Annotated in this window: 24 protein-coding genes; 13 read left to right on the forward strand and 11 right to left on the reverse strand. The window is 32.5% G+C overall.

The window, feature by feature from the left end:
* Nucleotides 1–151: 151 nt before the first annotated feature.
* From porQ to ACHRVL_RS13815, 5 genes are all read left to right on the forward strand, one after another.
* The gene (gene porQ / locus ACHRVL_RS13795) at nt 152–1,171 is read left to right on the forward strand and encodes a type IX secretion system protein PorQ (protein WP_395413684.1); all 1,020 of its coding nucleotides are present in this window, start codon (nt 152–154) and stop codon (nt 1,169–1,171) included.
* A gap of 5 nt (nt 1,172–1,176) precedes the next feature.
* Complete coding sequence (locus tag ACHRVL_RS13800) at nt 1,177–1,776, forward strand: murein L,D-transpeptidase catalytic domain-containing protein (protein WP_089055582.1); 600 nt, start codon at nt 1,177–1,179, stop codon at nt 1,774–1,776.
* A 97-nt stretch (nt 1,777–1,873) separates the two neighbouring features.
* Entirely contained in the window at nt 1,874–2,479 is a 606-nt protein-coding gene (locus tag ACHRVL_RS13805; RefSeq protein WP_395413687.1) for a murein L,D-transpeptidase catalytic domain-containing protein, read from the forward strand.
* A gap of 34 nt (nt 2,480–2,513) precedes the next feature.
* Nucleotides 2,514–3,206, forward strand: a complete 693-nt coding sequence (gene cmk / locus ACHRVL_RS13810) for a (d)CMP kinase (RefSeq protein WP_395413689.1) — start codon at nt 2,514–2,516, stop codon at nt 3,204–3,206.
* 69 nt (nt 3,207–3,275) lie between these two features.
* On the forward strand, nt 3,276–4,538 hold the full coding sequence (locus ACHRVL_RS13815) for a nucleoside permease (RefSeq protein ID WP_395413691.1): 1,263 nt from the start codon (nt 3,276–3,278) through the stop codon (nt 4,536–4,538).
* Nucleotides 4,539–4,610: 72 nt separating this feature from the next.
* Here ACHRVL_RS13815 and ACHRVL_RS13820 read toward each other — a convergent pair whose 3' ends face one another.
* On the reverse strand, nt 4,611–5,126 hold the full coding sequence (locus ACHRVL_RS13820; protein ID WP_395413694.1) for a hypothetical protein: 516 nt from the start codon (nt 5,124–5,126) through the stop codon (nt 4,611–4,613).
* A 437-nt stretch (nt 5,127–5,563) separates the two neighbouring features.
* Here ACHRVL_RS13820 and rpsA point away from each other — a divergent pair, with 437 nt between their 5' ends.
* Entirely contained in the window at nt 5,564–7,342 is a 1,779-nt protein-coding gene (gene rpsA, locus ACHRVL_RS13825) for a 30S ribosomal protein S1 (RefSeq protein WP_264523799.1), read from the forward strand.
* A gap of 139 nt (nt 7,343–7,481) precedes the next feature.
* Here rpsA and ACHRVL_RS13830 read toward each other — a convergent pair whose 3' ends face one another.
* Entirely contained in the window at nt 7,482–8,006 is a 525-nt protein-coding gene (locus ACHRVL_RS13830; protein WP_395413696.1) for an ExbD/TolR family protein, read from the reverse strand.
* Between the two features lie 210 nt (nt 8,007–8,216).
* Here ACHRVL_RS13830 and ACHRVL_RS13835 point away from each other — a divergent pair, with 210 nt between their 5' ends.
* Nucleotides 8,217–8,771: a fasciclin domain-containing protein gene (locus ACHRVL_RS13835; protein ID WP_089055576.1), complete on the forward strand. Its 555-nt coding sequence runs from the start codon at nt 8,217–8,219 to the stop codon at nt 8,769–8,771.
* A 61-nt stretch (nt 8,772–8,832) separates the two neighbouring features.
* Here the strand turns inward: ACHRVL_RS13835 and ACHRVL_RS13840 are convergent, their stop codons facing one another.
* The 7 genes from ACHRVL_RS13840 to ACHRVL_RS13870 all read right to left on the reverse strand — a co-directional run bounded on the left by ACHRVL_RS13840 (nt 8,833) and on the right by ACHRVL_RS13870 (nt 15,523).
* Nucleotides 8,833–9,678: an EamA family transporter gene (locus ACHRVL_RS13840; protein ID WP_395413698.1), complete on the reverse strand. Its 846-nt coding sequence runs from the start codon at nt 9,676–9,678 to the stop codon at nt 8,833–8,835.
* 121 nt (nt 9,679–9,799) lie between these two features.
* Entirely contained in the window at nt 9,800–9,940 is a 141-nt protein-coding gene (locus ACHRVL_RS13845) for an SsrA-binding protein (RefSeq protein ID WP_129056299.1), read from the reverse strand.
* A gap of 85 nt (nt 9,941–10,025) precedes the next feature.
* Nucleotides 10,026–11,783, reverse strand: coding sequence for a M56 family metallopeptidase (locus ACHRVL_RS13850; RefSeq protein WP_395413701.1), 1,758 nt, complete (start codon nt 11,781–11,783; stop codon nt 10,026–10,028).
* 5 nt (nt 11,784–11,788) lie between these two features.
* Nucleotides 11,789–12,157: a BlaI/MecI/CopY family transcriptional regulator gene (locus ACHRVL_RS13855; RefSeq protein WP_089055572.1), complete on the reverse strand. Its 369-nt coding sequence runs from the start codon at nt 12,155–12,157 to the stop codon at nt 11,789–11,791.
* A gap of 7 nt (nt 12,158–12,164) precedes the next feature.
* On the reverse strand, nt 12,165–13,766 hold the full coding sequence (locus ACHRVL_RS13860) for a M56 family metallopeptidase (RefSeq protein ID WP_395413703.1): 1,602 nt from the start codon (nt 13,764–13,766) through the stop codon (nt 12,165–12,167).
* Between the two features lie 5 nt (nt 13,767–13,771).
* Nucleotides 13,772–14,140, reverse strand: a complete 369-nt coding sequence (locus ACHRVL_RS13865) for a BlaI/MecI/CopY family transcriptional regulator (protein ID WP_089055571.1) — start codon at nt 14,138–14,140, stop codon at nt 13,772–13,774.
* Between the two features lie 165 nt (nt 14,141–14,305).
* Nucleotides 14,306–15,523 (reverse strand): MDR family MFS transporter, encoded by a 1,218-nt coding sequence (locus ACHRVL_RS13870; protein WP_395413706.1) that lies wholly within the window; start codon nt 15,521–15,523, stop codon nt 14,306–14,308.
* A 98-nt stretch (nt 15,524–15,621) separates the two neighbouring features.
* Here ACHRVL_RS13870 and ACHRVL_RS13875 point away from each other — a divergent pair, with 98 nt between their 5' ends.
* The 5 genes from ACHRVL_RS13875 to ACHRVL_RS13895 all read left to right on the forward strand — a co-directional run bounded on the left by ACHRVL_RS13875 (nt 15,622) and on the right by ACHRVL_RS13895 (nt 19,410).
* Nucleotides 15,622–16,221, forward strand: coding sequence for a DUF1684 domain-containing protein (locus tag ACHRVL_RS13875; RefSeq protein ID WP_395413708.1), 600 nt, complete (start codon nt 15,622–15,624; stop codon nt 16,219–16,221).
* Nucleotides 16,221–16,868 (forward strand): TatD family hydrolase, encoded by a 648-nt coding sequence (locus ACHRVL_RS13880; protein ID WP_395413711.1) that lies wholly within the window; start codon nt 16,221–16,223, stop codon nt 16,866–16,868. The genes ACHRVL_RS13875 and ACHRVL_RS13880 overlap by 1 nt, the downstream gene beginning before the upstream one ends.
* Nucleotides 16,869–16,980: 112 nt before the next feature.
* Entirely contained in the window at nt 16,981–17,694 is a 714-nt protein-coding gene (locus tag ACHRVL_RS13885) for a ThiF family adenylyltransferase (RefSeq protein WP_395413714.1), read from the forward strand.
* A 139-nt stretch (nt 17,695–17,833) separates the two neighbouring features.
* Nucleotides 17,834–18,496, forward strand: coding sequence for an HAD family hydrolase (locus ACHRVL_RS13890; protein ID WP_395413717.1), 663 nt, complete (start codon nt 17,834–17,836; stop codon nt 18,494–18,496).
* Nucleotides 18,497–18,567: 71 nt separating this feature from the next.
* Nucleotides 18,568–19,410 carry a DUF2911 domain-containing protein gene (locus ACHRVL_RS13895; RefSeq protein ID WP_395413719.1) on the forward strand — a complete coding sequence of 281 codons (843 nt, stop codon included), beginning with the start codon at nt 18,568–18,570 and terminating at the stop codon, nt 19,408–19,410.
* A gap of 85 nt (nt 19,411–19,495) precedes the next feature.
* On the opposite strand, the gene ACHRVL_RS13900 is transcribed toward ACHRVL_RS13895, so the two are convergent.
* Nucleotides 19,496–20,263, reverse strand: a complete 768-nt coding sequence (locus ACHRVL_RS13900; protein ID WP_395413722.1) for a porin family protein — start codon at nt 20,261–20,263, stop codon at nt 19,496–19,498.
* 10 nt (nt 20,264–20,273) lie between these two features.
* Nucleotides 20,274–21,395, reverse strand: coding sequence for a hypothetical protein (locus ACHRVL_RS13905; protein WP_395413724.1), 1,122 nt, complete (start codon nt 21,393–21,395; stop codon nt 20,274–20,276).
* Nucleotides 21,396–21,663: 268 nt separating this feature from the next.
* On the opposite strand from ACHRVL_RS13905, the gene ACHRVL_RS13910 reads away from it, so the two are divergent.
* Nucleotides 21,664–21,987 carry a DUF6660 family protein gene (locus ACHRVL_RS13910; protein WP_395413726.1) on the forward strand — a complete coding sequence of 108 codons (324 nt, stop codon included), beginning with the start codon at nt 21,664–21,666 and terminating at the stop codon, nt 21,985–21,987.
* The last annotated feature ends 93 nt before the right edge of the window (nt 21,988–22,080 follow it).

The following is a 22,080-nucleotide window of genomic DNA, read 5'->3' on the forward strand; positions in this document are numbered from 1 at the left end:
TCTATTTGAAGTACAAATTATTTAAAATCCAAATTCCAATTTTTAATTAAGATTGGGATTTGGATTTTTTTTTTACTGTAATTTATTTTTTTAGGTTTATAATTTTACCTTCGCAACTGCGTTATTCCCATATAGGAACGCCAAGAAAAGAATGTTAAAACATTTTGTTTTATTTTTTATAATATTCGTTTGTTCGGTTTCATTCGGGCAAGTTGGCGGGCGTTACACCTATCAATTTTTAAATTTAACAGCATCGCCGAGACAGGCAGCTTTAGGAGGAAAAACGATTACTATTTATGATGAAGATGTTAATCAGGCAATGTCTAATCCAGCAGTTTTAAATGACGAAATGGATAATCACCTGGCTTTAAATTATGGAAATTACTACGGACAAGCTTCTTATGGAAGTGCCTCGTATGCCTATACCTATGACCGACACTTACAAACATTTTATGCAGGAGTTAATTATATAAACTACGGATCATTTGAAGGTTATGATGAAAATGGACAGTCAACATCAGATTTTAGAGGAAGTGAAGGTGCATTATCACTGGGATATGCCTACAATGTTCCGTATACCGATCTTCATATTGGAGCTAATGTTAAGTTAATAACTTCAACTTTAGAGAGTTATAATTCTGTTGGAGGTGCTATTGATTTAGGATTTTTGTATATATTTGAAAAAAATAACGTAAATTTGGCTTTAGTAATCCGTAATATTGGTACACAATTTACAACCTACTCAGGAATACAGGAAAATTTGCCCTTTGAAATTACTGCAGGAGCATCGCAAGAATTAGAACATATTCCTATTCGCTGGCATCTTACATTAGAGAATTTGCAACAATGGAATATTTCATTTTCGAATCCCGTTCGAGGTGAAACTAATATCGATGGATCGACAAGCAGCGAGAAAGTTTCGTTTGTTAACAACGCTTTAAGGCATGTTGTTTTTGGTGTGGAGTTATTTCCTAAAAAAGCAATAAATCTGCGTTTAGGATATAATTTTAGAAGAGGGGAAGAATTACGAGTAGAAGAAAAACGTAATTTTTCAGGAGTTTCATTAGGATTTGGTCTGAAAATGAATAAATTAAAGTTTAATTATTCATATTCGAGATACACATTGGCGGCGAATACAAGTCTTTTTGGTCTAATTTTAAATTTTCAATAATTTGTATGAAAATATTTAGTTTATTTTTGTTTATGACTGTGGGGTTATTTACGGGCACAAACCATTACTTCAAAGAAGAATCTATTACCAGTTTAGAAATTGAAAGAATCAACAGCAGAATAGGCGACATAAGAAACATGATTACTATCGATAAAAAATACAATACAAAAATTGCTTTTTTGATTGATATGAAAGTGCCTTCTGGAAAAAATCGCTTTTTTGTGTATGATTTAGAAAACAACAAGGTTTTAGATCAAGGGCTTGTTGCACATGGTTCCGGTTCAGAAACTGGAATAAAAGGGTTGCTTAGATTTAGCAATACACCAAACTCCAATTGTACTGCGTTAGGCAGATATGTTATTGAAAAATGCTATAAAGGGATTTTTGGAAAAGCATATCGACTAAACGGATTAGAAGAATCTAACAATAACGCTTTAAAAAGAGCAATTGTTTTACATTACTATTCTGCGGTTCCTTATGACGAACAAGATTATTATATTAGTAATAGTCATGGTTGTCCAATGGTTAATGAGCAGTTCTTTAAACGAATTGAAAAAATAATTGATAGTTCTAAGTCGAATATTATCTTAGATATTTATTATTAAAATAATAGTTATTAGTACTTTAAAAAGTATAGTCCTTTTATAATTGTAAACAATAGTGTTTTCGATTTTAAAAGGATTTTTTTTGCCTTAGTTATTTATGAAAAAGATATTATTTGCCGCAGCTTTTGTTCTTTTAGCATTTGCAGTTTATAAATTTGTTTACAGAAATGAAAACTCGAAAGAGAAAGAAAAAAAAGAAGAAAGATTTAGTTCTCAAGTAAATGAAGTAAAAAAGTTAATTGAGAAAGATTCGAAATACAATCAGGATATTGTGTTTTTAATTGACATGAAAATACCGTCTGGTAAAAATCGATTCTTTGTTTATGATTTAAAAACAAATAAAATTATAGATCAAGGTTTGGTTGCTCATGGTTCAGGTTCTGAAACAACAACTAAAGGAAAACTTAAATTTAGCAATGTGCCAAATTCGTTAAGTACTTCATTAGGCAGATATTCGATCGGGAATTCTTATGTTGGTAAGTTCGGAAAAGCTTATAGGCTGTATGGTTTGGACACAACTAATAGTAATGCTTTTAAGCGAGATATTGTTTTTCATTACTATTATGATGTTCCGTATAAAGAGAAAGATGGTTACATTTGTAACAGTTTTGGCTGTCCAATGGTCAACAAAAAGTATTTTGAAAGAATGGCTGAAATTATAGATAACTCAAAATCTAACATTTTAATGAGTATTTATTACTAAAGGCTTTTAGGATTAAAAATTTAAACATAAAAAATTGAGAAAAATTACAATTGCTATCGACGGGTTTTCATCAACAGGAAAAAGCACATTAGCAAAACAATTGGCAAAAGAACTTGAATATGTATATGTAGATACGGGAGCAATGTATCGTGCGGTGGCGTATTTTGCCATGCAGAATAAATTTATTGGGGTTGACTTTTTTGATAAAAGCGCTTTGATAAATGCTTTGTCAAAGATTCAGTTAGAATTTAAATTTAATACTGAATTAGGTTTTGCCGAAATGTATCTGAATAGTGAAAATGTCGAAAAACAAATTAGAACTATTGAAGTTTCTAATTTTGTGAGTAAAGTTGCAGAAGTTTCTGAAGTACGTGCTAAATTAGTAGAGCAGCAGCAGGAAATGGGAAAAAATAAAGCAATAGTAATGGACGGAAGAGATATAGGAACAGTTGTTTTTCCAAATGCAGAACTTAAAATATTCATGACTGCAAGTGCCGAAACTCGCGCACAAAGACGTTTTGATGAATTACAGCAAAAAGGAGATAATGTTTCGTATGAAGACGTATTAAAGAATGTAGTGGAAAGAGATTATATTGATACACATCGCGAAGATTCGCCTTTAGTGATAGCTGATGATGCAATAGAAATAGATAATTCTTACTTAAATAAAAAAGAGCAGTTTGAAGCAGTTTTAGAATTGGTAAATGATGCTTTAAAAACCATTTAATTTTTTGTAGATATTATTTTTAATGGTAGTTTTACCGCTTCATTTTTATTAAAAAGACAATTTCAATATATGGGAATTAAATTAAGACTGACTATTATGAATTTTCTCCAATTTTTTGTTTGGGGAATTTGGTTGATTTCATTAGGTGGTTACATGGGGCAGGTTTTCGGTCCAATTGAAGGCGGAAGCGTTGGTTTGTCAATAGGTAGAACTTATGGGTCTATGGGGTGGGCAAGTTTGTTTATGCCGGCTTTGCTCGGTATAATTGCGGATAAATATTTTAGTGCGCAGAAGGTTTTAGGTATCGCCCATATCATTGCTGGAATTGCAATTTTTTTCGCTACAAAAGCAACTAATTCTACGGAAATGTATTGGGTTATTTTTGCTACTAGTTGCTTTTATATGCCAACTATAGCATTAAATAATTCTGTTAGCTATGCGGTTTTAAATAAATTCAAGTTTAATGTTCAGGAAGCATTTACTCCAATTCGTGTCTGGGGTACAGTAGGTTTTATAATTGCAATGTGGATTACTGATTTAACAGATTGGAAATCAAATACGAATCAATTTGTTTTTGCTTCAATTGCGATGATTGTTACAGGTTTGTTTTCTTTTACAATGCCTGATGTTCCCGCAGAAAATAAAAATACAAATCAATCTTTGTCAAGTAAATTTGGATTAGATGCCTTTGTTCTGTTTAAACAAAAAAAGATGGCAGTGTTTTTTGTTTTTGCTATGTTATTAGGAGCAGCATTACAAGTTACAAACATGTTTGGTGATACATTTATTAGAGATTTTGGTTCGAACCCTGAATATCAGGGTACTTTTGGAGTTGAGCATTCTGTGTTTATAATTTCGTTGTCTCAAATTTCTGAAACATTATTTATTTTAACTATACCATTTTTCTTAAAGAGATTTGGGATTAAGCAAGTGATGGTATTTAGTATGATTGCGTGGGTATTGCGTTTTGCCTTATTTGGAATTGGGAATCCAGGTTCGGGCGTAATTTTTCTTATTTTATCAATGATAGTATATGGAATGGCTTTTGATTTCTTTAATATATCCGGTTCTTTATTTGTTGAAAGAGAAACAGATAGTAAAATAAGATCAAGTGCGCAAGGATTATTTATGTTGATGACTAATGGAATTGGAGCCATTTTAGGTGGTGAATTTGCAGGAAGAACGGTGAGTTATTTTACCGATGGAAATAGAGTTCAGTGGCCAGAAGTTTGGTTTTCATTTGCCGGATATGCGTTTGTAATTTTAATTTTGTTTACATTCTTGTTTAAATATAAGCATAATCCAAAGGAATTAGAGAATTTGAGCCATTAAGAATAAATGTTTATATCATAAACAACAAATCCGACAGATTGTAAAATCTGTCGGATTTGTTGTTTTAAGAGTTTATTCTAATGAGATAATTAAATCATCGACTTGCTTTTTTTGTTGAGCATATTTTTGCTGCAGTTCCGAGCCTTTTCCCATTCGGTTATAATATTCTAAACCTTTTTGCGCGAAAAACTTTTTATGAAAATTGGATATTTCGGGAACTTGTGGAAATAGATTGTGAAAATTCATTTCGTAATAAGCTTGCCATTCTCGTTCATTTTTATCCAGAATATAGGGTTTTACTGTTTTTTGATTGACATGAACCAATTCGTGAGCAATAAGGATAAGCATTAATTCTATTGGAAATTCAAAAGTGTTTTCTGGAATTCTGATAATCTGTGGTTCTCCAAATTCGCCTTCAGTAGTCATTAAAATAAAATCAGGTTTTGCTTTTTCTCTGAATTCAAATCCTTTTAAATTCTTGTTTTTGAGATTGTACTTTTTTAAAAGCCAGTAAACAGCAGTGATAACTTGTCCGTTTTTATGGAACGTTTCTATTTTCTGTTTTACTTCGTCGAATGTTATGGTCATAAAGTAAAAGTAAGTAAAATTATCGTTTGAAGTCTGATTTTAAACCTTTGTCAAAGTTTTAAATTTTGACAAAGGTAGTTGCGGATAGTAAACCTGTCAGGTTTATTGGAAATCAGTAAAAAAGACTCTTAAAAACTACTAAATATTCTAATCTAGCCCCGATAGAAGCGGAAATCCTTTTATAGCGGTGTTCGCTATAAAAGATTGTAACGGATAGCGGGACTTCAGGTCTTGAAAACCCAAAATCGTCTGCTTCTGAGCAATTGACTGATAATCATTTGAATTTATTTTGTAAGTACAGAAATTTATAGTAATTTTGCAGTCCTTTTGGCAGAGAAGAGTTTCCATTAGGTATCAACCATTTATGTAAAACAACTTCTGTATTTTCTATCGCATAGAGAAACTCAAGAAAAACAGAATACAAATTTTTTATCAGCATGTCTGAACAATTAAAATCACAAGAAGAGTTTTTAGCAAATTTTAACTGGCATAACTTCCAAGAAGGAATTGATGCAGTAGATGAGAAAAACTTACAAGAGTTTGAAGAACTAGTATCAAAAACTTTCATCGCTACAGATCAAGAAGAAGTAGTTGAAGGAGTTGTTGTTAGAATTACAGATAGAGACGTTATCGTTGATATCAATGCTAAATCTGAAGGTGTTATTTCTTTAAATGAATTCCGTTACAACCCAAACTTAAAAGTAGGTGACAAAGTAGAAGTATTAATCGACATCCGTGAGGATAAAACAGGTCAATTAGTATTATCTCACAGAAAAGCACGTACTATCAAATCTTGGGATAGAGTTATTGCAGCTAATGAAACTGGAGAAATCGTTAACGGTTTTGTTAAATGTAGAACTAAAGGAGGTATGATCGTTGACGTATTCGGTATCGAGGCGTTCTTACCAGGATCTCAAATTGACGTTAAGCCAATTAGAGACTACGATGTATATGTAAACAAAATGATGGAATTCAAAGTGGTAAAAATTAACCACGAATTCAAAAACGTTGTTGTATCTCATAAAGCGCTTATCGAGGCTGATATTGAAGTACAGAAAAAAGAAATCATCGGTCAATTACAAAAAGGACAAGTATTAGAAGGTGTTGTTAAAAACATTACTTCTTATGGTGTGTTCATTGACTTAGGTGGTGTTGACGGATTAATTCACATTACTGACCTTTCTTGGAGCAGAATCAACCACCCAAGTGAAGTTCTTGAATTAGACCAAAAATTAAACGTTGTAATCCTTGATTTCGATGATGAGAAAACAAGAATTCAATTAGGATTGAAACAATTAAACGCTCACCCATGGGATGCTTTAGATGCTAATTTAACTATTGGTGATAAAGTAAAAGGTAAAGTAGTTGTAATCGCTGATTACGGTGCATTTATCGAAGTTGCTGAAGGTGTTGAAGGTTTAATCCACGTTTCTGAAATGTCATGGTCAACTCACTTACGTTCTGCTCAGGACTTCGTGAAAGTTGGAGATGTTGTTGAGGCTGTTATCTTAACTCTTGACAGAGATGATCGTAAGATGTCATTAGGTATCAAACAATTGACTCAAGATCCATGGACTGACATTACTTCTAAATACCCAGTAGGTTCTAAACATACAGGTATCGTTAGAAACTTTACAAACTTTGGTATTTTCGTAGAATTAGAAGAAGGAATTGATGGATTAATCTACATCTCTGACCTTTCTTGGACTAAGAAAATCAAACACCCATCTGAATTTGTAAATGTTGGTGAAAAACTTGATGTAGTTGTATTAGAATTAGATGTTGAAGGACGTAAATTATCTTTAGGTCACAAACAAACTACTGCTAATCCTTGGGATCAATACGAAGATTCTTTCGCTGTAGGAACTATCCACAATGGTGAAATTTCTGAAATCGTTGACAAAGGAGCTACTGTAGAATTCGGAGATGATATCGTTGCTTTCATTCCTACTCGTCACCTTGAAAAAGAAGACGGAAAGAAATTGAAAAAAGGTGATACTGCTGATTTCAAAGTAATTGAATTCAACAAAGAATTCAAAAGAGTAGTTGCTTCTCACACTGCTATCTTCCGTGAAGAAGAAGAGAAAAACGTGAAAGCTGCAACTGAAAATACTTCATCTGCATCTTCTACAAATGCACCAGCTGCAACTTTAGGAGATAACAATGATGTATTAGCTGCATTAAAAGCTAAAATGGAAAAAACTGAGAAAAAATAATTCTTAGTTTTCTTTAAATAGAAAGTCCCACAGCAATGTGGGACTTTTTTTTATCTTTTTTGTTTCAAGTTTTTTTTGTTTCAAGTTTCATGTTTGTCAGTATGAGCGGAGTCGAGAACTTTTATGAAAATGATTTCTGCTATTTTGAAGCTAATAATTTTGATTCTTCTGGGGTAAATTCGTTGACTATCGCATAAGTGTCAATTTTTGCAATTGCCATTTCGTCCAAAATGTCTACTAGATTTTTGAAATTAGATTTTTTACTTGGTTTTATAATTACAATCGCGCCATTTTTTGGTTTTCCAAGTGCTGTGGAATATTCTATAATTTTACTGTTTTTTTTTAATAATTCTTTACGAATTCCATTCTTGCCATAATTTATTTCTTTTGGTTTTTCCAATGGATAATATAAAAGACCTGAATAGGTTACTATTCTATCATTTTTATCTAGTAAAATGGTGTAAATCCTTGTTTCGTCAACACAACCCGGTAGGCAATCGTCACAATCATAATCAGGCAAACTCAAATCCATAACATTTGGCTTCGACAATTCACCAACAACCATAAAAAATATAATCAGCAAAAACGAAACGCTGACCATTGCAGTTAGATCAACTCTTGTGTTTAACTTTTTACTTCTGACTTTTTTAGGTAGATTATTCATAATGAATTGGTTTTGATTTTAAAGTTAATAATAAAATAGAGACAAAACTCATCGTGTATTTAAAAATAATTAAAAAGTTTTGGGTGGCTAAAAGCTTGTTTTTTAATCGATTTTGAGAATGTTTCGGCATTATTTGAGATTATTTCAGATTTCTTAAAAACCAAAACAAATAGTTCTCCGTAAATGAAGATATAACTTAAAACATCAATTATGAAAACTAGAAAATTTTTAGCTGCAGCAATTTTAACTTTAGCGTTAGGATTTACATCTTTTGCTCAAAAAACTGTAATGGTTGGCGGTGCTGCAATGTATCCAAACAAAAATATTATTGAAAATGCCGTTAATTCAAAAGATCATACCACATTGGTTGCTGCTGTAAAGGCTGCTGATTTAGTAGAAACACTTCAAGGAAAAGGGCCATTTACTGTTTTTGCTCCAACGAATGCAGCTTTTGATAAACTGCCAAAAGGAACGGTTGAGACATTACTAAAACCAGAGAATAAAAAAATGCTTCAAAACATACTGACTTATCACGTTGTTGCAGGAAAATGGAATGCATCAGACATTGCAAAAGCAATAAAAGAAGGAAAAGGAAAAGCGACTATAAAAGCAGTAAATGGCGGAACACTGACAGCTTGGATGAAAGGAAAAGATTTATATATAAGCGACGAAAGCGGAAATAAATCTAAAGTTACAATTGCTGACGTCAATCAATCAAATGGGGTAATTCATGTTGTTGACACAGTATTATTGCCAAAGAAATAATTTAAAATCTCCAAAACAATACCTACGTTTATGAAAGCCTTGTATTTGCAAGGCTTTTTTTTTATCGTTTTGCTGTTAATGTAGCGCCGACAGAGGCAGATACGACACAAACGACTGCTAGGATCTCGTAAAAGTTTAGTTTTTCTTGAAGAAATAGAAACGCACAAATTGCAGCGGCGGCCGGTTCTAAACTCATTAAAATGCTAAATGTGCGGGGAGGAAGCTGTCCTAGTGCTTTCATCTCTAAAGTAAACGGAATTGCACTTGATAAAAGGGCAAGGGCGACACCGTAACCAAAAAGTTTAGGAGTAAGGTTAAGTAATCCGTTTTCATAAAAACCAAATGGCAAAATTAGCAGCGAAGCAAACAGCATACCAGTTGCAACGGCTTGACCGCCATGCATTATTTTTGAAACTTTCCCGCCCAGAATAATGTAAGTCGCCCATAACGCTGCAGCCAAAAGTGCAAACAAAACTCCTACTGTATCTATGGAGTCATTTGACCACGGTGCTATTAAAACAATTCCAGCTGCGGCCAATAATACCCAGCAATAGTCAATTAAGCGTTTTGAGCCAATTATAGCAAGTAACAGCGGACCAATAAACTCTAAAGTAACGGCTAATCCAATTGGGATTCGTTCAATAGCCAAATAAAAAGTTAAGTTCATGGCTCCTAAACACAAACCATAAGGTACTACAATTTTCCATTGGTTAGGTTTAATCTGCTTTAAATTAGGTCTGTATGCTAAAAGTAAAATCAATGCCGAAACACCAATTCGGATAGAGGCTGTTCCGGCTGCTCCAATAGCAGGAAAAAGAGTTTTTGCAATTGCGGCACCACATTGAACGCTTAGAATTGCTAAAAGTACGGCAGGAACGGGAGGGATATTTAATTCTTTATTTTTCATGGAGAAATTCATGTAAAGTGAACGCAAATTTTATCTCATTGCGGTTCATTTACGTTATGCTGCTATTTTGAATTCGATTTATAAAATACCGATTCAAATGTATTTTTTATTCTAAACAAAATTATTCTAAAGCACGTTTAGTAATAAAAGCTCTGTAACCAATAATAGCCATTTGCCATTTTTTGGCTTTAGAAATATCTAAACCTTGTTTGGTAAAACTAGGTAAGAGTATTTTATTTAATTTGGCTAAAATTTTGTACATCGCAGGTTAATTTTGCGCAAAGATACAAAAAAAAGACTTTGCGGTCAGGCAAAGTCTTTTTTGTAACGTATTCTTAAATTTAAGATTAAGAACGTTTATTCTCTTTTTCAAATTTCTGAATGTTTTTTTCGTACACTTTCATCTTCTGTTCGTATACTTTCATTTCTTTTTCAAACTGCTCCATCTTTTTTTCAAAATCACCTCCTAATTGCTCATTTATCTGAGCGCTATATTTGTCCATTTCTACATTAAATTTATCCATCGCAAGTTCGAATTTTTCCATTTCTTTGTCATAGCCGCCTTCACGTTTAGCCATAATTTCATCTACTTGTTTTTCGTAAGCTGATAATTGTGGCTGAAAAGCTTCCATTTTTCTTTCAAATTCCGCCATCTTTTTTTCGAAATTTTTCACTGCAGCTTTATCCTCAAAATTTCTTGGAGGCATTGGTGCTTTTGGCATTTTAGACATATTTGGCGGAGCAGGAAGCTCTAAGTTTTTAGGTAACTCAGGTGCCATAGGAGGAATTGGAGGAGCTGGCAGTGCCGCTGTTATTGGTGATGCTGGCGGAACTGGGGGTTCAGGCATATCTCCATGATTATATGTCTTAATTGCTGCAACACGGCTTCCAGTTGTAATTGGTTCGTCAATTTCTTCACCAGTAAGAATGCCGGCTTTTTTGGAGCCATTGCTGTTCGTTGTAATTACAATGCCGCTTTCATTAATAGGATTATTGCCTTCAATCTCTAAAGTTTGTGCTTTTCCAGTTCCTTTGTCGATATCAATTTTAATTGCTGTTAATTCATTATTAGAATTTCTAATAACATTAGAAACAACAACATTTATATCATGCTCTTTTTTAAGTTTAGCGGTCATTTCTTTTAGTTCCTGATCAGTTGTTGTTTTCTTGATTTTGAATACAATAATAGGATCTGTTTTTGAAGTGATTTCTTGGGCTTCTTTTCGTTCTTTTTCTTGTGCTATTGTTTTAATTTGGAATAAAAGCACAAAAGCGACAAGAGCAGGAAGTATGGCATAATACTTCCAATAATTCCATTTTTTTGATTGATTTTTGTTTAACATGACAATTCGTTTTTTGATTAATGATTGATAAAAATGATTGGTGATTGCGACACAGCTTTCATGCGTCGTGATTTTTAAAAGCGTGTATTGATACGCTTTTTTGTCTGAAATTTTTTTGGCAGCTTCACTGTCGGCAATAAACTCGAGATTTTGCAGAATTGCTTTTTTGTACAGCCAGATAATTGGATTAAACCAAAACAGCACACAAAATACTCTAGAAATCAAAACATCCATTGTGTGATTTTGATCGCTGTGCACTTTTTCATGCTCAATAATATTCTCTAATTCAGCATCTGTATACATTGATGAGTTGTATACGATATAATCAAAATAGGAGAAAGGAGCAATGTTTTCATTTACATCTATAAATTTAAAATCAGCTTGTTGTTGTACTTTTTTGCCTTTTAAAACGGAATTTAAACTATAAAAATCCATTCCGAATTTTATAATTAAAGCCAGAAATCCAAGAGCATAAACGGCAATTGCAACATAATTCCAGTTAATTTCAAAAGATTCTTTTTCGATAGTCGGCGGATAATAGCTTCGAGTATAATTAAAGTTTTCAATTATTGGCGCCGGATCGACCCAAACGATTTTGGTGTACACCAAAAATGGCAAAGCAATAGAGGTAAATAATCCAGCTAATAAAAACCATCTGTTACTATTGAAAAAAGTTTCTTTACGAAGTAAAAAGAAATAAGCACAATAAAACAGTACTAATAAACCGCTTGATTTTGTAATAAAAATAAAAAGTGCTTCCATATCGATTATTTTTCTTCTTTTGGAGTTTCGATCATAGCTAAGATTTCGCGTAATTCATCTGCAGAGATTTTCTCTTCTTTGGCAAAAAAGGAAACCATATTTTTGTATGAACTATTAAAATAGTTGTCAATCGCAGTATTCATGTACTTTTTGCTGTAAGCTTCTAAACTAATTGCAGGATAATATTGATGCGTGTTTCCAAATGCATTGTGTGCCACAAAGCCTTTTTCTTCAAGATTGCGAACAATAGTCGAAAGTGTGTTATAATGCGGTTGATCTTCAGTGATTTCTGCCTGAATTTCTTTTACAAAAGCTTTTTTAAGCTTCCATAAAATATGCATAATTTCCTCTTCTTTGTTGGTTAACTTTTGCATTTTTAGATTATTTATTTGTTTCAATCTCAATTACACCATTCGATCCGCTGTCACCATATTTAACTTTTGCTTGAGTTCCTTTAGATATAACAATAGTTTTAATCTCATTTGGTTTAAGCTCTTCAAGGTTGTAGTCGCTTGACATTACAGTTCCATTTACAACTACTAATTGATTGCCTTTTTTCATATTACTTCTCGTAGAATTTGAGATCATTATTGAAGAAGAATTTCCATCTGTCGTAATTACTTTTGTTGTAATATTATTATCAGAATCTGTCGTTACAGTAGTGCTAATATTTGTATTAATATTAGTGTCAGTTTTTGCACTAACATCAGAATTATTGCTATCATTAGTATTTGATTTAGTTATTGTTTTTGTGCTGCTTACAAATTTTGCTTTTTTGTCAGTTTTAGAATCGTTGGTTTCATCAGAAGTTTGAATACCAACTTTTTTACTGCCTTCTTTATCTGTCGTAACAACTATTCCGAAACTCTTAATAGGTTGATCGCCTTTTGTTTGAATAGATTGTACTTGCTGAGTTCCGTTTTTAATATCAATTTTAATTGAAGTTAAGTCATTCTCTGCATTTCTTCTTATTTCAGAAGTTTCGAAATCAATATTGTGTTTTTTCTTTAGGTTTTCTTTGATTTCGTTTAATTCTTTATCAGTAGAATTTTTCTTGATTTTGTAGATGTCCTCTGATTCTTTTTTCTCAGAAACTCCTTTTAAGACCAGTTGTTTTTCTTTTGCAATTACTTCAATTTGAAATAAGAATACAAAAGCGGCAAGAGCTGGAATTACAGTGTAGTACTTCCAAGAATTTCGTTTTTTTGATTGATTTTTGTTTAACATAACGATTCGTTTTTTGATTAATGATTGATAAAAATGATTGGTGATTGCAACGCAGGTTTCGTGCGTTGTTATTTTTAAAAGCGTGTATTGATAGGCTTTTTTGTCAGATAATTTTTTAGCAGCTTCCTTATCAGCAATAAACTCTAAGTTTTGTACTATTGCTTTTTTATAAAGCCACATTATTGGGTTAAACCAAAAGATAATACAAAAAATACGAGTAATTAAAACATCGATAGTATGATTTTGTTCGCTGTGTACTTTCTCATGTTCAATGATATTTTCTAATTCTTGTTCATTATACATTGATGAATTGTATACGATGTAGTCAAAGTAGGAGAAAGGGGCTATGTTTTCGGCAACATCAATGAACTTAAAATCGGCTTGTTGTTTTACTTTTCGGCCTTTTAAAATCGTGTTTAAACTATAAAAATCAAAAGCAAATTTTGCGATCAATGCCAAAAAAACGATAGCATAAACCGCTATTAAGATATAGTTCCAATTAAGTTCAAAAGTTTCTTTGGTAATTTGTGCCGGCTCAAGCTGCGAATAGTTTACATTAAACGATGGAGAAGGATTAATCCATACAATTTTGGTATAAACTACTAAAGGTAAAATTACAGACGTTATCAAACCAGCCAATAAAAACCATCTGTTGCTGTTGAAAAATGTTTCTTTTCGCAGCAGCACTTGATAAGCACTGTAAAATAAAACGACTAAACCTGTAGATTTTGCAATATAAATGAAAAGTGCTTCCATAACGATTATTTTTCTTCTTTTGGAGTTTCGATCATAGCTAATATTTCGCGTAATTCAGCTGCAGAGATTTTCTCTTCTTTAGCAAAAAACGAAACCATATTTTTATAGGAACTGTTGAAATAGTTGTCAATTGCCGTTTTCATATATTTCTTACTGTAAGCTTCGAGAGTTACAGCTGGATAATATTGATGTGTGTTTCCAAATGCATTATGTGCCACAAAACCCTTTTCTTCCAAGTTTCGAACAATTGTCGAAAGTGTATTGTAATGCGGTTGGTCTTCAGTTATTTCTGCCTGAATTTCTTTTACAAAAGCTTTTTTCAACTTCCATAAAATTTGCATTATCTCTTCTTCTTTGTTGGTTAACTTTTGCATGTCTTTAATTTTAATTCAAAGCTATAACTATTTTTTTAGTTACGCAACTATAAAACTAGTTATTTAACTAAAAAAGACGTTGTTTGAGAATAAAAGGCATAGAAAAGTTATTCAAGTTCAAAGTTAATGAATTGAATTTTAATGATTTAATTTTAAATAGAGGATTTATTTGTTTTTTTCTTGCAGTAACGTTTTTTTAATCCAAAGGCAGCAAAGAGTTGCAATTATTCCAATACTAGCCATGAACAACCAGTTTATTTGATAGCCAAAATCAGAAATAATTTCAAAACCTACTTTAGAACTCACAATATGTGCGAGACTAAAACTCATGGTATAAAGTGCCATATAACGCCCTTCTTGCCCTCGGGGAGCACGGCTTAAGGCAAACGCATTTGAGAACGGAAAGGTTAAGATTTCGCCAATTGAAATACAGATCATGCTGATTACTAACATTCCAGCCCAAAAATTAATTAATAAAAGAAAGAAGCTCGAAGCCATTACAAAGGAGCCTAGAATTATTATTTTAATTTTAGGAAATCCTCGTCTTTCCATAAAACCAACCGTCGGCATTTCTAAAGCAAAAATCAAAAGACCATTTAAAGTCATTAAAAGACCAGTTTGAAGTTCGCTTAAGCCAAATTTTTCATTATGATATAATGGAAGCGTTGTAAAAAGCTGAAAGAAAATCATAGCCGTTATGAAACTTACAAATAAGAAAACCCAGAATATTCCATCATGAAATACCGATTTTACGTCAGCTCCACTTTCAGTTTTGTCACCATGATCGACTTTTTTCTTTTCCTTAACTAATAATGCAAAAATTAATATCGAAATAATACAAGAGGCACCATCAACCCAAAACAGTCCAGAATAGCCTATTCCCATAATTATTAAACCGCCAAGTGCAGGTCCGGCAGCAAAACCTAAATTTACAGCAAGACGAACCAGTGTTAATGCGCGAGTTCTATTTTCGGGCTTTGCATATGCTCCCAGAGATACAAACATTGCAGGTCGAAACATATCAGCAATGGTCATTAAAACAAACATCGCAATACACAAGCCCCAAAAAGTGGTTACAAATTGTACGAGAAACATTGAAATTCCTGTAGTAAACAAACTAAAAATCATGATTTTATAAAATCCAATTTTATCAGATAATTTACCGCCAAGCCAAGAACCAAGCATTGAGCCTAAACCAAATGCAACCATAATCCAGCCAACTTGATTATAGGTAAAATGAAGATCCTCTTTTAAATATTTAGACAAAAAAGGAAGTACCATTGTTCCGGCACGATTGATAAAAGTGATAATTGTAAGTATCCAGATTTCTCTAGAAAATCCTTTAAAGTTGTTTATATAGTGACTAAAAGCAGTTTTGAGCATTGCGATGATTAAAATTTGCAGCAAAGTTAGAAAACTTTGTCACGTTCTGCCGTTGTCATTTTGTTACTTTTAAACTATTTTTGCACTAAATTTCTACGATGAAAAACTATATTATCCTAAGCTTGCTTTTAACTTTTAGTTTTGGTTTCGGCCAAAAGAAATTTAAGAGTGTTGATACCGAAAAATTTCAGAAGCAAATTAACTCAGAATATGCTGATGCTAAGACAAGTCCGTTGATGGCAGAAGATTTAAAAACGTTTAAAGCATTGGATTTTTATCCCATTAATGAAAAGTATTTTGTTAATGCTAGATTTGAAAAAGCAGAAAATGAAAAGGTTTTTGAAATGAAAACCACAGGAACCAGAACGCCAAAATATGTAAAATACGGAACTATTTATTTTACAATTGATGGTATTGAAATGCAGTTGAATGTGTATAGAAATATTGAATTGTCTAAACAAGAAAAATATAAAGATCATTTGTTTCTTCCTTTTTCAGATTTAACCTGCGGGAAAGAAAGTTATATAGGCGGAAGATATATTGATCTAAAAATTCCAAAAGGAAATACAATTGCAATCGATTTTAATCAAGCTTACAATCCGTATTGTGCTTACAACCATAAGTATTCCTGCCCAATTGTTCCGTTAGAAAATGATTTAAAAATAGAAATTAAAGCTGGTGTAAAAACATTTCATTAATGGACTTTTTTAATTTTCATACACATCAATTTACGAATCAATCTGATATTTTAGAATTGGTAAATCAATATCCGCAGGAGTTTGATGCATCAATTCCTTATTATTCAATTGGAATTCATCCTTGGTATATTAAAGAAGATCGTTTAGAAAATGATTTGAGAATTATTGAAGAAAAACTGCAGACCAAAAATTGTTTAGCACTTGGAGAATGTGGTTTGGATAAACGTGTTGAAATTCCGCTTGAACTTCAAATTCAGGTTTTTGAAAAACAATTGATTTTAGCGGAGAAATACCAAAAACCAGTTGTTATTCATTGTGTTGCTGCATTTCAGGAAATTATTGCAATCAAAAAGAAAATGAAAATTTCAGTTCCAATGATTGTTCACGGTTTTTCTAAAAATAATCAAGTTGCCGAACAGCTTATTACAGCAGGATTTTATATTTCATTTGGGAAATATTTATTTCAGAATCCGAGTTTGAAAGAGGTCTTTCTAAATATTCCAAACGATCGATTCTTTTTAGAAACAGATACAATCGAAGAAGGTATTCAGCAGGTTTACGATTTGGCAGCAATATATAAAAATAGTACACTTAGAGAATTGAAAGAAATTATTGAAAGAAATTATAAAGAGGTATTCGAGAAGTAAGGAGTAATAATAGGAGTAATAAAATGACTTCACTCAGCCTGACAGCAGTGAAACTTGAAATCTGAGACTTGAAATAAAATTTAAAACAAACAAAAACAACAAAAGAAAATATATGGCAGAGTGGACGGAAAGAGCTGAGCTTTTATTTACAAAAGAAGGATTAGAAAATCTAAAAAAAGCAAATGTTTTAGTAGTGGGTTTAGGCGGAGTAGGATCATTTGCTGCTGAATTTTTGGCTAGAGCAGGAGTAGGAAATATGACAATTGTAGATGGCGATGTTGTAGATATTACTAATATTAACAGACAATTACCCGCTTTGCACTCAACAGTTGGTCAGCCTAAAATTACTATTGTAGGTGATCGTTTGATGGATATTAATCCCGAATTGAAATTAACTCGTGTTCAGGAATTTTTATCGCCAGAGCGTGCTTTTGAAATCGTTTCTTCTGAGTTTGATTATGTTTTGGATTGTATTGACAGTATAACGCCGAAATTAAATTTGATTATTGCAGCAAAACGTAAAAGAGTAAAAATCATCAGCAGTATGGGAGCAGGAGGAAAGATGCTGGCTTCTAAAGTAAAAGTGGCTGATATTTCTAAAACTATTAACTGTTATTTTTCAAAAGCAATTCGTAAGCGATTAAAAACCGTAAAAATCAATAAATTAAAAGTGGTTTTTTCATCTGAAATTCAAGATGAAAACAGCTTAAAATTGACAGACGGGAAAAATTTTAAAAAATCTTTTTACGGAACTAACAGCTACATGCCTGGTTTGTTTGGACTTCATGCCGCTGAAACTGTAATTCGTTATTTACTTAAAAAATAAGGTGCTAAGATGCTAAGATTCTAAGGGACTGAGGTCTTGATAGAAAGCTTTGGGTTTTAGTTTTTAGCGTTAGAAAAAATATACACAAAAAGAGTAACCTTAGAACCTTAGTGACTAAGAATCTCAGAACCTAAAAAAAATGATTAAAACAGTAATTTTTGATATGGACGGCGTAATTGTCGATACAGAACCCGTTCATCGTTATGCTTATTACAAGCAGTTTTCAGAATTAAATATCGAAGTTTCTGAGGAGATGTATACCTCATTTACTGGATTTTCGACTCGAAATACATTTCAAACCCTAAAAGGACATTTTCCTTCGATAGTGCATGAAGTTGAAGATTTGATTCAGCGAAAAAGAAGTATTTTTAATGATGCTTTTGATACAAAGAAAGATTTGTATTTGCTTGAAGGTGTTGAGGATTTAATTAAGGATTTACACGCAAACGGAATTCAACTAATTTTAGCTTCTTCAGCATCAAAGGTTACAATAGAAAGAGTTTTTACCAGATTTAATCTACACCAGTATTTTTCTCATATTGTGAGTGGCGAAGATTTTCCGCAGTCAAAACCAAATCCTGCGATTTTTATTCACGCAGCTTCCTTATCAATAGCGCCAAAAGACAATTGCATTATTATTGAAGACAGTACAAATGGTGTAAAAGCGGCTAAAAGTGCTGGGATTTTTTGTGTAGGATATAACAGTCTTCATTCGAACATGCAGGACTTAGATGAAGCGGATTTAATCATTAATAATTTCAACGAATTAAACGCCAAAAAAATAGCAACTCTTCAACCTTGAATTATGTAAATTTTAACATTTGTTCGGTAATTGAATTTGTAAATTTGAACAAACAAAAAAAACTCTTAATAATGAAAAAACTACTTATTGCATTAGCTATAATAATGGCTCCTTTTGCGTCTGAAGCTCAGGTGAAAACACCACAAGCGAGTCCAAAAGCTTATATTAAACAAACAGTTGGGTTAACAGATGTTGAGGTTACTTACTCGCGTCCAGGTGCGAGAGGCAGAGCAGTTTTTGGTAATTTAGTTCCGTTTGGAAAGTTATGGAGAACAGGAGCAAACGAAAATACAATTATTAATTTTAGTGATGATGTTGTAATTGACGGAAAAACTTTGAAAAAAGGGAAGTATGCAATTTATACTATTCCTAAAATCGAAAGCTGGGAAGTTATTTTTTACCTTTCTACAGACAATTGGGGATTGCCAGAAAATTGGAGTGATGCTTATGTCGCATTAAGAACAACAGTAAAAGAGAACGCACTGCCAACACCGGTAGAAACTTTTACAATTGGAATTAATGGTTTAGATCCTAACTTTGGTTACTTAGAAATGGCTTGGGAAAACTCGCACGTTGCTTTAAAATTTGAAGTTCCTACTGCAAAAATTGCTACTGCAAGTATCGAAAAAACATTGGCTGGACCAACTTGGAATGACTATTTTGCTGCTGCACAATATTTGTTTCAATCAAATGGAAACATCGAAACTGCAAGAACTTACATTGATAAAGCTCTTGATATGAGTACTGAAAAACCATACTATGTTTCTAGATTGAAATCATTAATTCAGGCAAAACAAGGAGATAAAAAAGGTGCTGTTGAAACGGCTAAAGTTTCATTGGCTGCTGCTGAGGCTGCAAACAACCAAGATTACGTAAAAATGAACAAAGACAGTATCGCTGAGTGGAGCAGATAATATCTTTTAAAATTCTATAAAAAAATCCAAATTTCATAAACTTTGAAATTTGGATTTTTTTTGTTTTTTATTTAATTAATACAAATTACTTTTTAGGCATTTCATCTTCAGGAAGAATAACTTTGTTCATTTCAGCATCTTTTTCAGCTCTTCTTTGAGCAGCTTTTCCTTTTCCAATAGGCAAACCAGCAGTTATGTATAAAGACCTGTTGTATACATTTGGGCCGTCGCCTTTCATTACAGGAACCAGCCCATAATAATATTGAACCGTTAGATTCAATCCATTGCCCACATTCATATGGTATCCAGCACCTAGAGCAACTCCTGCATCAATAACCCGTATTTGGTCTCTGATGTTCTTTTTGTAAACTACATCATCTTTGTTTACATCTTTAGAAAATTCATCAAAAGCTTTGGCTAACAAACCAAATTGCGGTCCGGTCTTGAGATAAATTCTATTTTTGAATTGGTACTTGATTAAAATAGGAACATTAAAATATCGAATCTCACGATTTACAGTTCCCCCGGCAAAAGTATTATCTAAATTCGCATCGTTTAAAGAATACATAGGAATATGGCGTGCTCCCATAGGAGATTTAACAATTACTCCCGTATTAATCATCCAAGCTGGATTTTGCTTCGATCTAAGATCAAAGTAAAAACCAAGATTAAAACCAGGATTACTTCCAGAGCTATCCAGATCAGAAATTGTCGAAAGATTTATACCGCCTTCTAATCCAAATTCTAAAAAAGGAGAATTTAGTTTGTCTCCAAAAATTAGGGAAATCAGCACCTGAGACTTCGCTTGTGACATACTTAATAATGCAGCGAGCAATAGCAAACCTTTTTTCATATAATTGGGTTTAAAGTCCAAAACGATATTGCAGTCCGCCTAAAACCTGTGTACGACTTCCTAGAAATCCGCATTCTGCCCTAAACATAATGTGTTTATTATATTGAAACTGAGTTCCAATAATAAAATTCCACATATCTTTTGGAGCTTTTTGTAATGAGTACTGAACAGAAGAATTTCCAGCAGTACTCAAGGCACCATCAAGATTAGTTAAAAAAGTTCCTGCTCTTTCTAAAGCTCGGTTTGCGGTATTATGCTTTGCCGCATTTATAGGATTAGCTTGTTGCGCAGGAGTTAAACCATTCCACCAAGTATCAACTTTAGTTTGGTTTTCGGCTACTTTTTCTAAACCATCATCAACTTTACCTTGTGCAGTAGTTAAATCAAAAATATCAGACATTGCAATATTTCCGTTAGTATCACCAGCAATATGAACTCTGAAACCTCCTACCCATAAAGCGATATTTTGATCTTCCTTATGAAACTTAAAAGTTTTACCTAATCTAGGTCCAAAAACATAAGAAAAAGCAGGTTTATCTAAAGAGCTGATATCTGTCCAAGCCATGTTCATGTCTAATGCAAGCCAGCCTCCGCCAATACCAATTGTAGGTGTCATACCAAAACCAAATGTTGTTGCATTAAAATTGGCTTTAGTACTGAAAGAAGCAACTTGCGACCAATTATTATCGGCATCTGGAATCCATATACCGGCATTAATTTTTGTAGCAGTATTTGCTTTACCAAATATTCCATAAATATTTAAAAACGGTAATAACCAAATATCAGGTCGTATTGTAAGTGCGCCGGCTTCGACAGATGATTTATCAAAACGTACAATTTCATCTAAGTTGTATTGCGGCCCATTATTGAAACCAACATTCAATTCGCTGATGTCAATTTGAGAGTCCTGCCAAAAATAATTTATTGATAATCCCGCTGAGTAAGGTAATTTATAACCTTTTTGAGCAACTTTTTCGCCCCATATAGGAAGTGCGTATGGGTATTCTTCTACTTTTAGACTGTCTTTCAGTTGTTGATTTTTTTGTCCTACGATTTTATCGGTATAAACCTGGCCGAAAATTTGTACACTAAAGAATAATAAAAAGGCTGATATTACTGTGTTGCATTTCATTGATTGTGGTATTTGTTAATTAATAAAACTGCGCAAAATAAAATAGAACTAATGTATTCTTAAACTGAGATGTATGTACGATTTTGTTTTTTAGATATTTAGGATGTAAAAGATTGAAATTTTGAATATATAATATTATGTTAATTAGTGTTAAAGTTAAATAAATTTTCTTTTGACTTGTACTATTTTTTTTAGAAAATGCAATTAAAAAACAGGATTAGAAAATAATTTGTTTCAAATAAAGAGATAAAGTATTATTTTTACAGTCATGAAATGGATTACAATAGTATTATCAATTTACTTGACTGTACTTTCAAATATGCCCTGTGCAGATATGGAAGTCGATAGTGCTATGCATAAAACAGCTCAGTTTTCATCAGAAGCCAATCATTCTCATGACAAAGACACTGATTTATGTTCTCCGTTTTGCACTTGTAATTGTTGCGGGGCACAAATTTTAAGCTTTCAATATTCTGTGAGTTATGATTTTCCTGCTGCTCACACCATTATTTCAACTTCTTTACCAAATTACATTTCTGTATTTGCTTCTAGTTTTTATGGAAGTATTTGGCAGCCGCCTCAAATAGCATAATGATAGCCCGATTGTTTAGTTTTAAAATTTAGAACTAAAGTATTTGGGTCAGAGAATTGTGGGCTTTCCACAAAATTATAGGACAATTTTTTG

The sequence above is a fragment of the Flavobacterium sp. FlaQc-28 genome (genome assembly GCF_044007415.1).
Taxonomy (GTDB): Bacteria; Bacteroidota; Bacteroidia; order Flavobacteriales; family Flavobacteriaceae; genus Flavobacterium.

Bases quoted from the DNA above. Each gene is read 5' to 3' on its own strand.
- porQ (WP_395413684.1), top strand. From the start codon at position 152: ATGTTAAAACATTTTGTTTTATTTTTTATAATATTCGTTTGTTCGGTT.
- ACHRVL_RS13800 (WP_089055582.1), top strand. From the start codon at position 1,177: ATGAAAATATTTAGTTTATTTTTGTTTATGACTGTGGGGTTATTTACG.
- ACHRVL_RS13805 (WP_395413687.1), top strand. From the start codon at position 1,874: ATGAAAAAGATATTATTTGCCGCAGCTTTTGTTCTTTTAGCATTTGCA.
- ACHRVL_RS13815 (WP_395413691.1), top strand. From the start codon at position 3,276: ATGGGAATTAAATTAAGACTGACTATTATGAATTTTCTCCAATTTTTT.
- ACHRVL_RS13820 (WP_395413694.1), bottom strand. From the start codon at position 5,126: ATGACCATAACATTCGACGAAGTAAAACAGAAAATAGAAACGTTCCAT.
- rpsA (WP_264523799.1), top strand. From the start codon at position 5,564: ATGTCTGAACAATTAAAATCACAAGAAGAGTTTTTAGCAAATTTTAAC.
- ACHRVL_RS13830 (WP_395413696.1), bottom strand. From the start codon at position 8,006: ATGAATAATCTACCTAAAAAAGTCAGAAGTAAAAAGTTAAACACAAGA.
- ACHRVL_RS13835 (WP_089055576.1), top strand. From the start codon at position 8,217: ATGAAAACTAGAAAATTTTTAGCTGCAGCAATTTTAACTTTAGCGTTA.
- ACHRVL_RS13840 (WP_395413698.1), bottom strand. From the start codon at position 9,678: ATGAAAAATAAAGAATTAAATATCCCTCCCGTTCCTGCCGTACTTTTA.
- ACHRVL_RS13845 (WP_129056299.1), bottom strand. From the start codon at position 9,940: ATGTACAAAATTTTAGCCAAATTAAATAAAATACTCTTACCTAGTTTT.
- ACHRVL_RS13850 (WP_395413701.1), bottom strand. From the start codon at position 11,783: ATGGAAGCACTTTTTATTTTTATTACAAAATCAAGCGGTTTATTAGTA.
- ACHRVL_RS13855 (WP_089055572.1), bottom strand. From the start codon at position 12,157: ATGCAAAAGTTAACCAACAAAGAAGAGGAAATTATGCATATTTTATGG.
- ACHRVL_RS13860 (WP_395413703.1), bottom strand. From the start codon at position 13,766: ATGGAAGCACTTTTCATTTATATTGCAAAATCTACAGGTTTAGTCGTT.
- ACHRVL_RS13865 (WP_089055571.1), bottom strand. From the start codon at position 14,140: ATGCAAAAGTTAACCAACAAAGAAGAAGAGATAATGCAAATTTTATGG.
- ACHRVL_RS13870 (WP_395413706.1), bottom strand. From the start codon at position 15,523: ATGCTCAAAACTGCTTTTAGTCACTATATAAACAACTTTAAAGGATTT.
- ACHRVL_RS13875 (WP_395413708.1), top strand. From the start codon at position 15,622: ATGAAAAACTATATTATCCTAAGCTTGCTTTTAACTTTTAGTTTTGGT.
- ACHRVL_RS13880 (WP_395413711.1), top strand. From the start codon at position 16,221: ATGGACTTTTTTAATTTTCATACACATCAATTTACGAATCAATCTGAT.
- ACHRVL_RS13885 (WP_395413714.1), top strand. From the start codon at position 16,981: ATGGCAGAGTGGACGGAAAGAGCTGAGCTTTTATTTACAAAAGAAGGA.
- ACHRVL_RS13890 (WP_395413717.1), top strand. From the start codon at position 17,834: ATGATTAAAACAGTAATTTTTGATATGGACGGCGTAATTGTCGATACA.
- ACHRVL_RS13895 (WP_395413719.1), top strand. From the start codon at position 18,568: ATGAAAAAACTACTTATTGCATTAGCTATAATAATGGCTCCTTTTGCG.
- ACHRVL_RS13900 (WP_395413722.1), bottom strand. From the start codon at position 20,263: ATGAAAAAAGGTTTGCTATTGCTCGCTGCATTATTAAGTATGTCACAA.
- ACHRVL_RS13905 (WP_395413724.1), bottom strand. From the start codon at position 21,395: ATGAAATGCAACACAGTAATATCAGCCTTTTTATTATTCTTTAGTGTA.
- ACHRVL_RS13910 (WP_395413726.1), top strand. From the start codon at position 21,664: ATGAAATGGATTACAATAGTATTATCAATTTACTTGACTGTACTTTCA.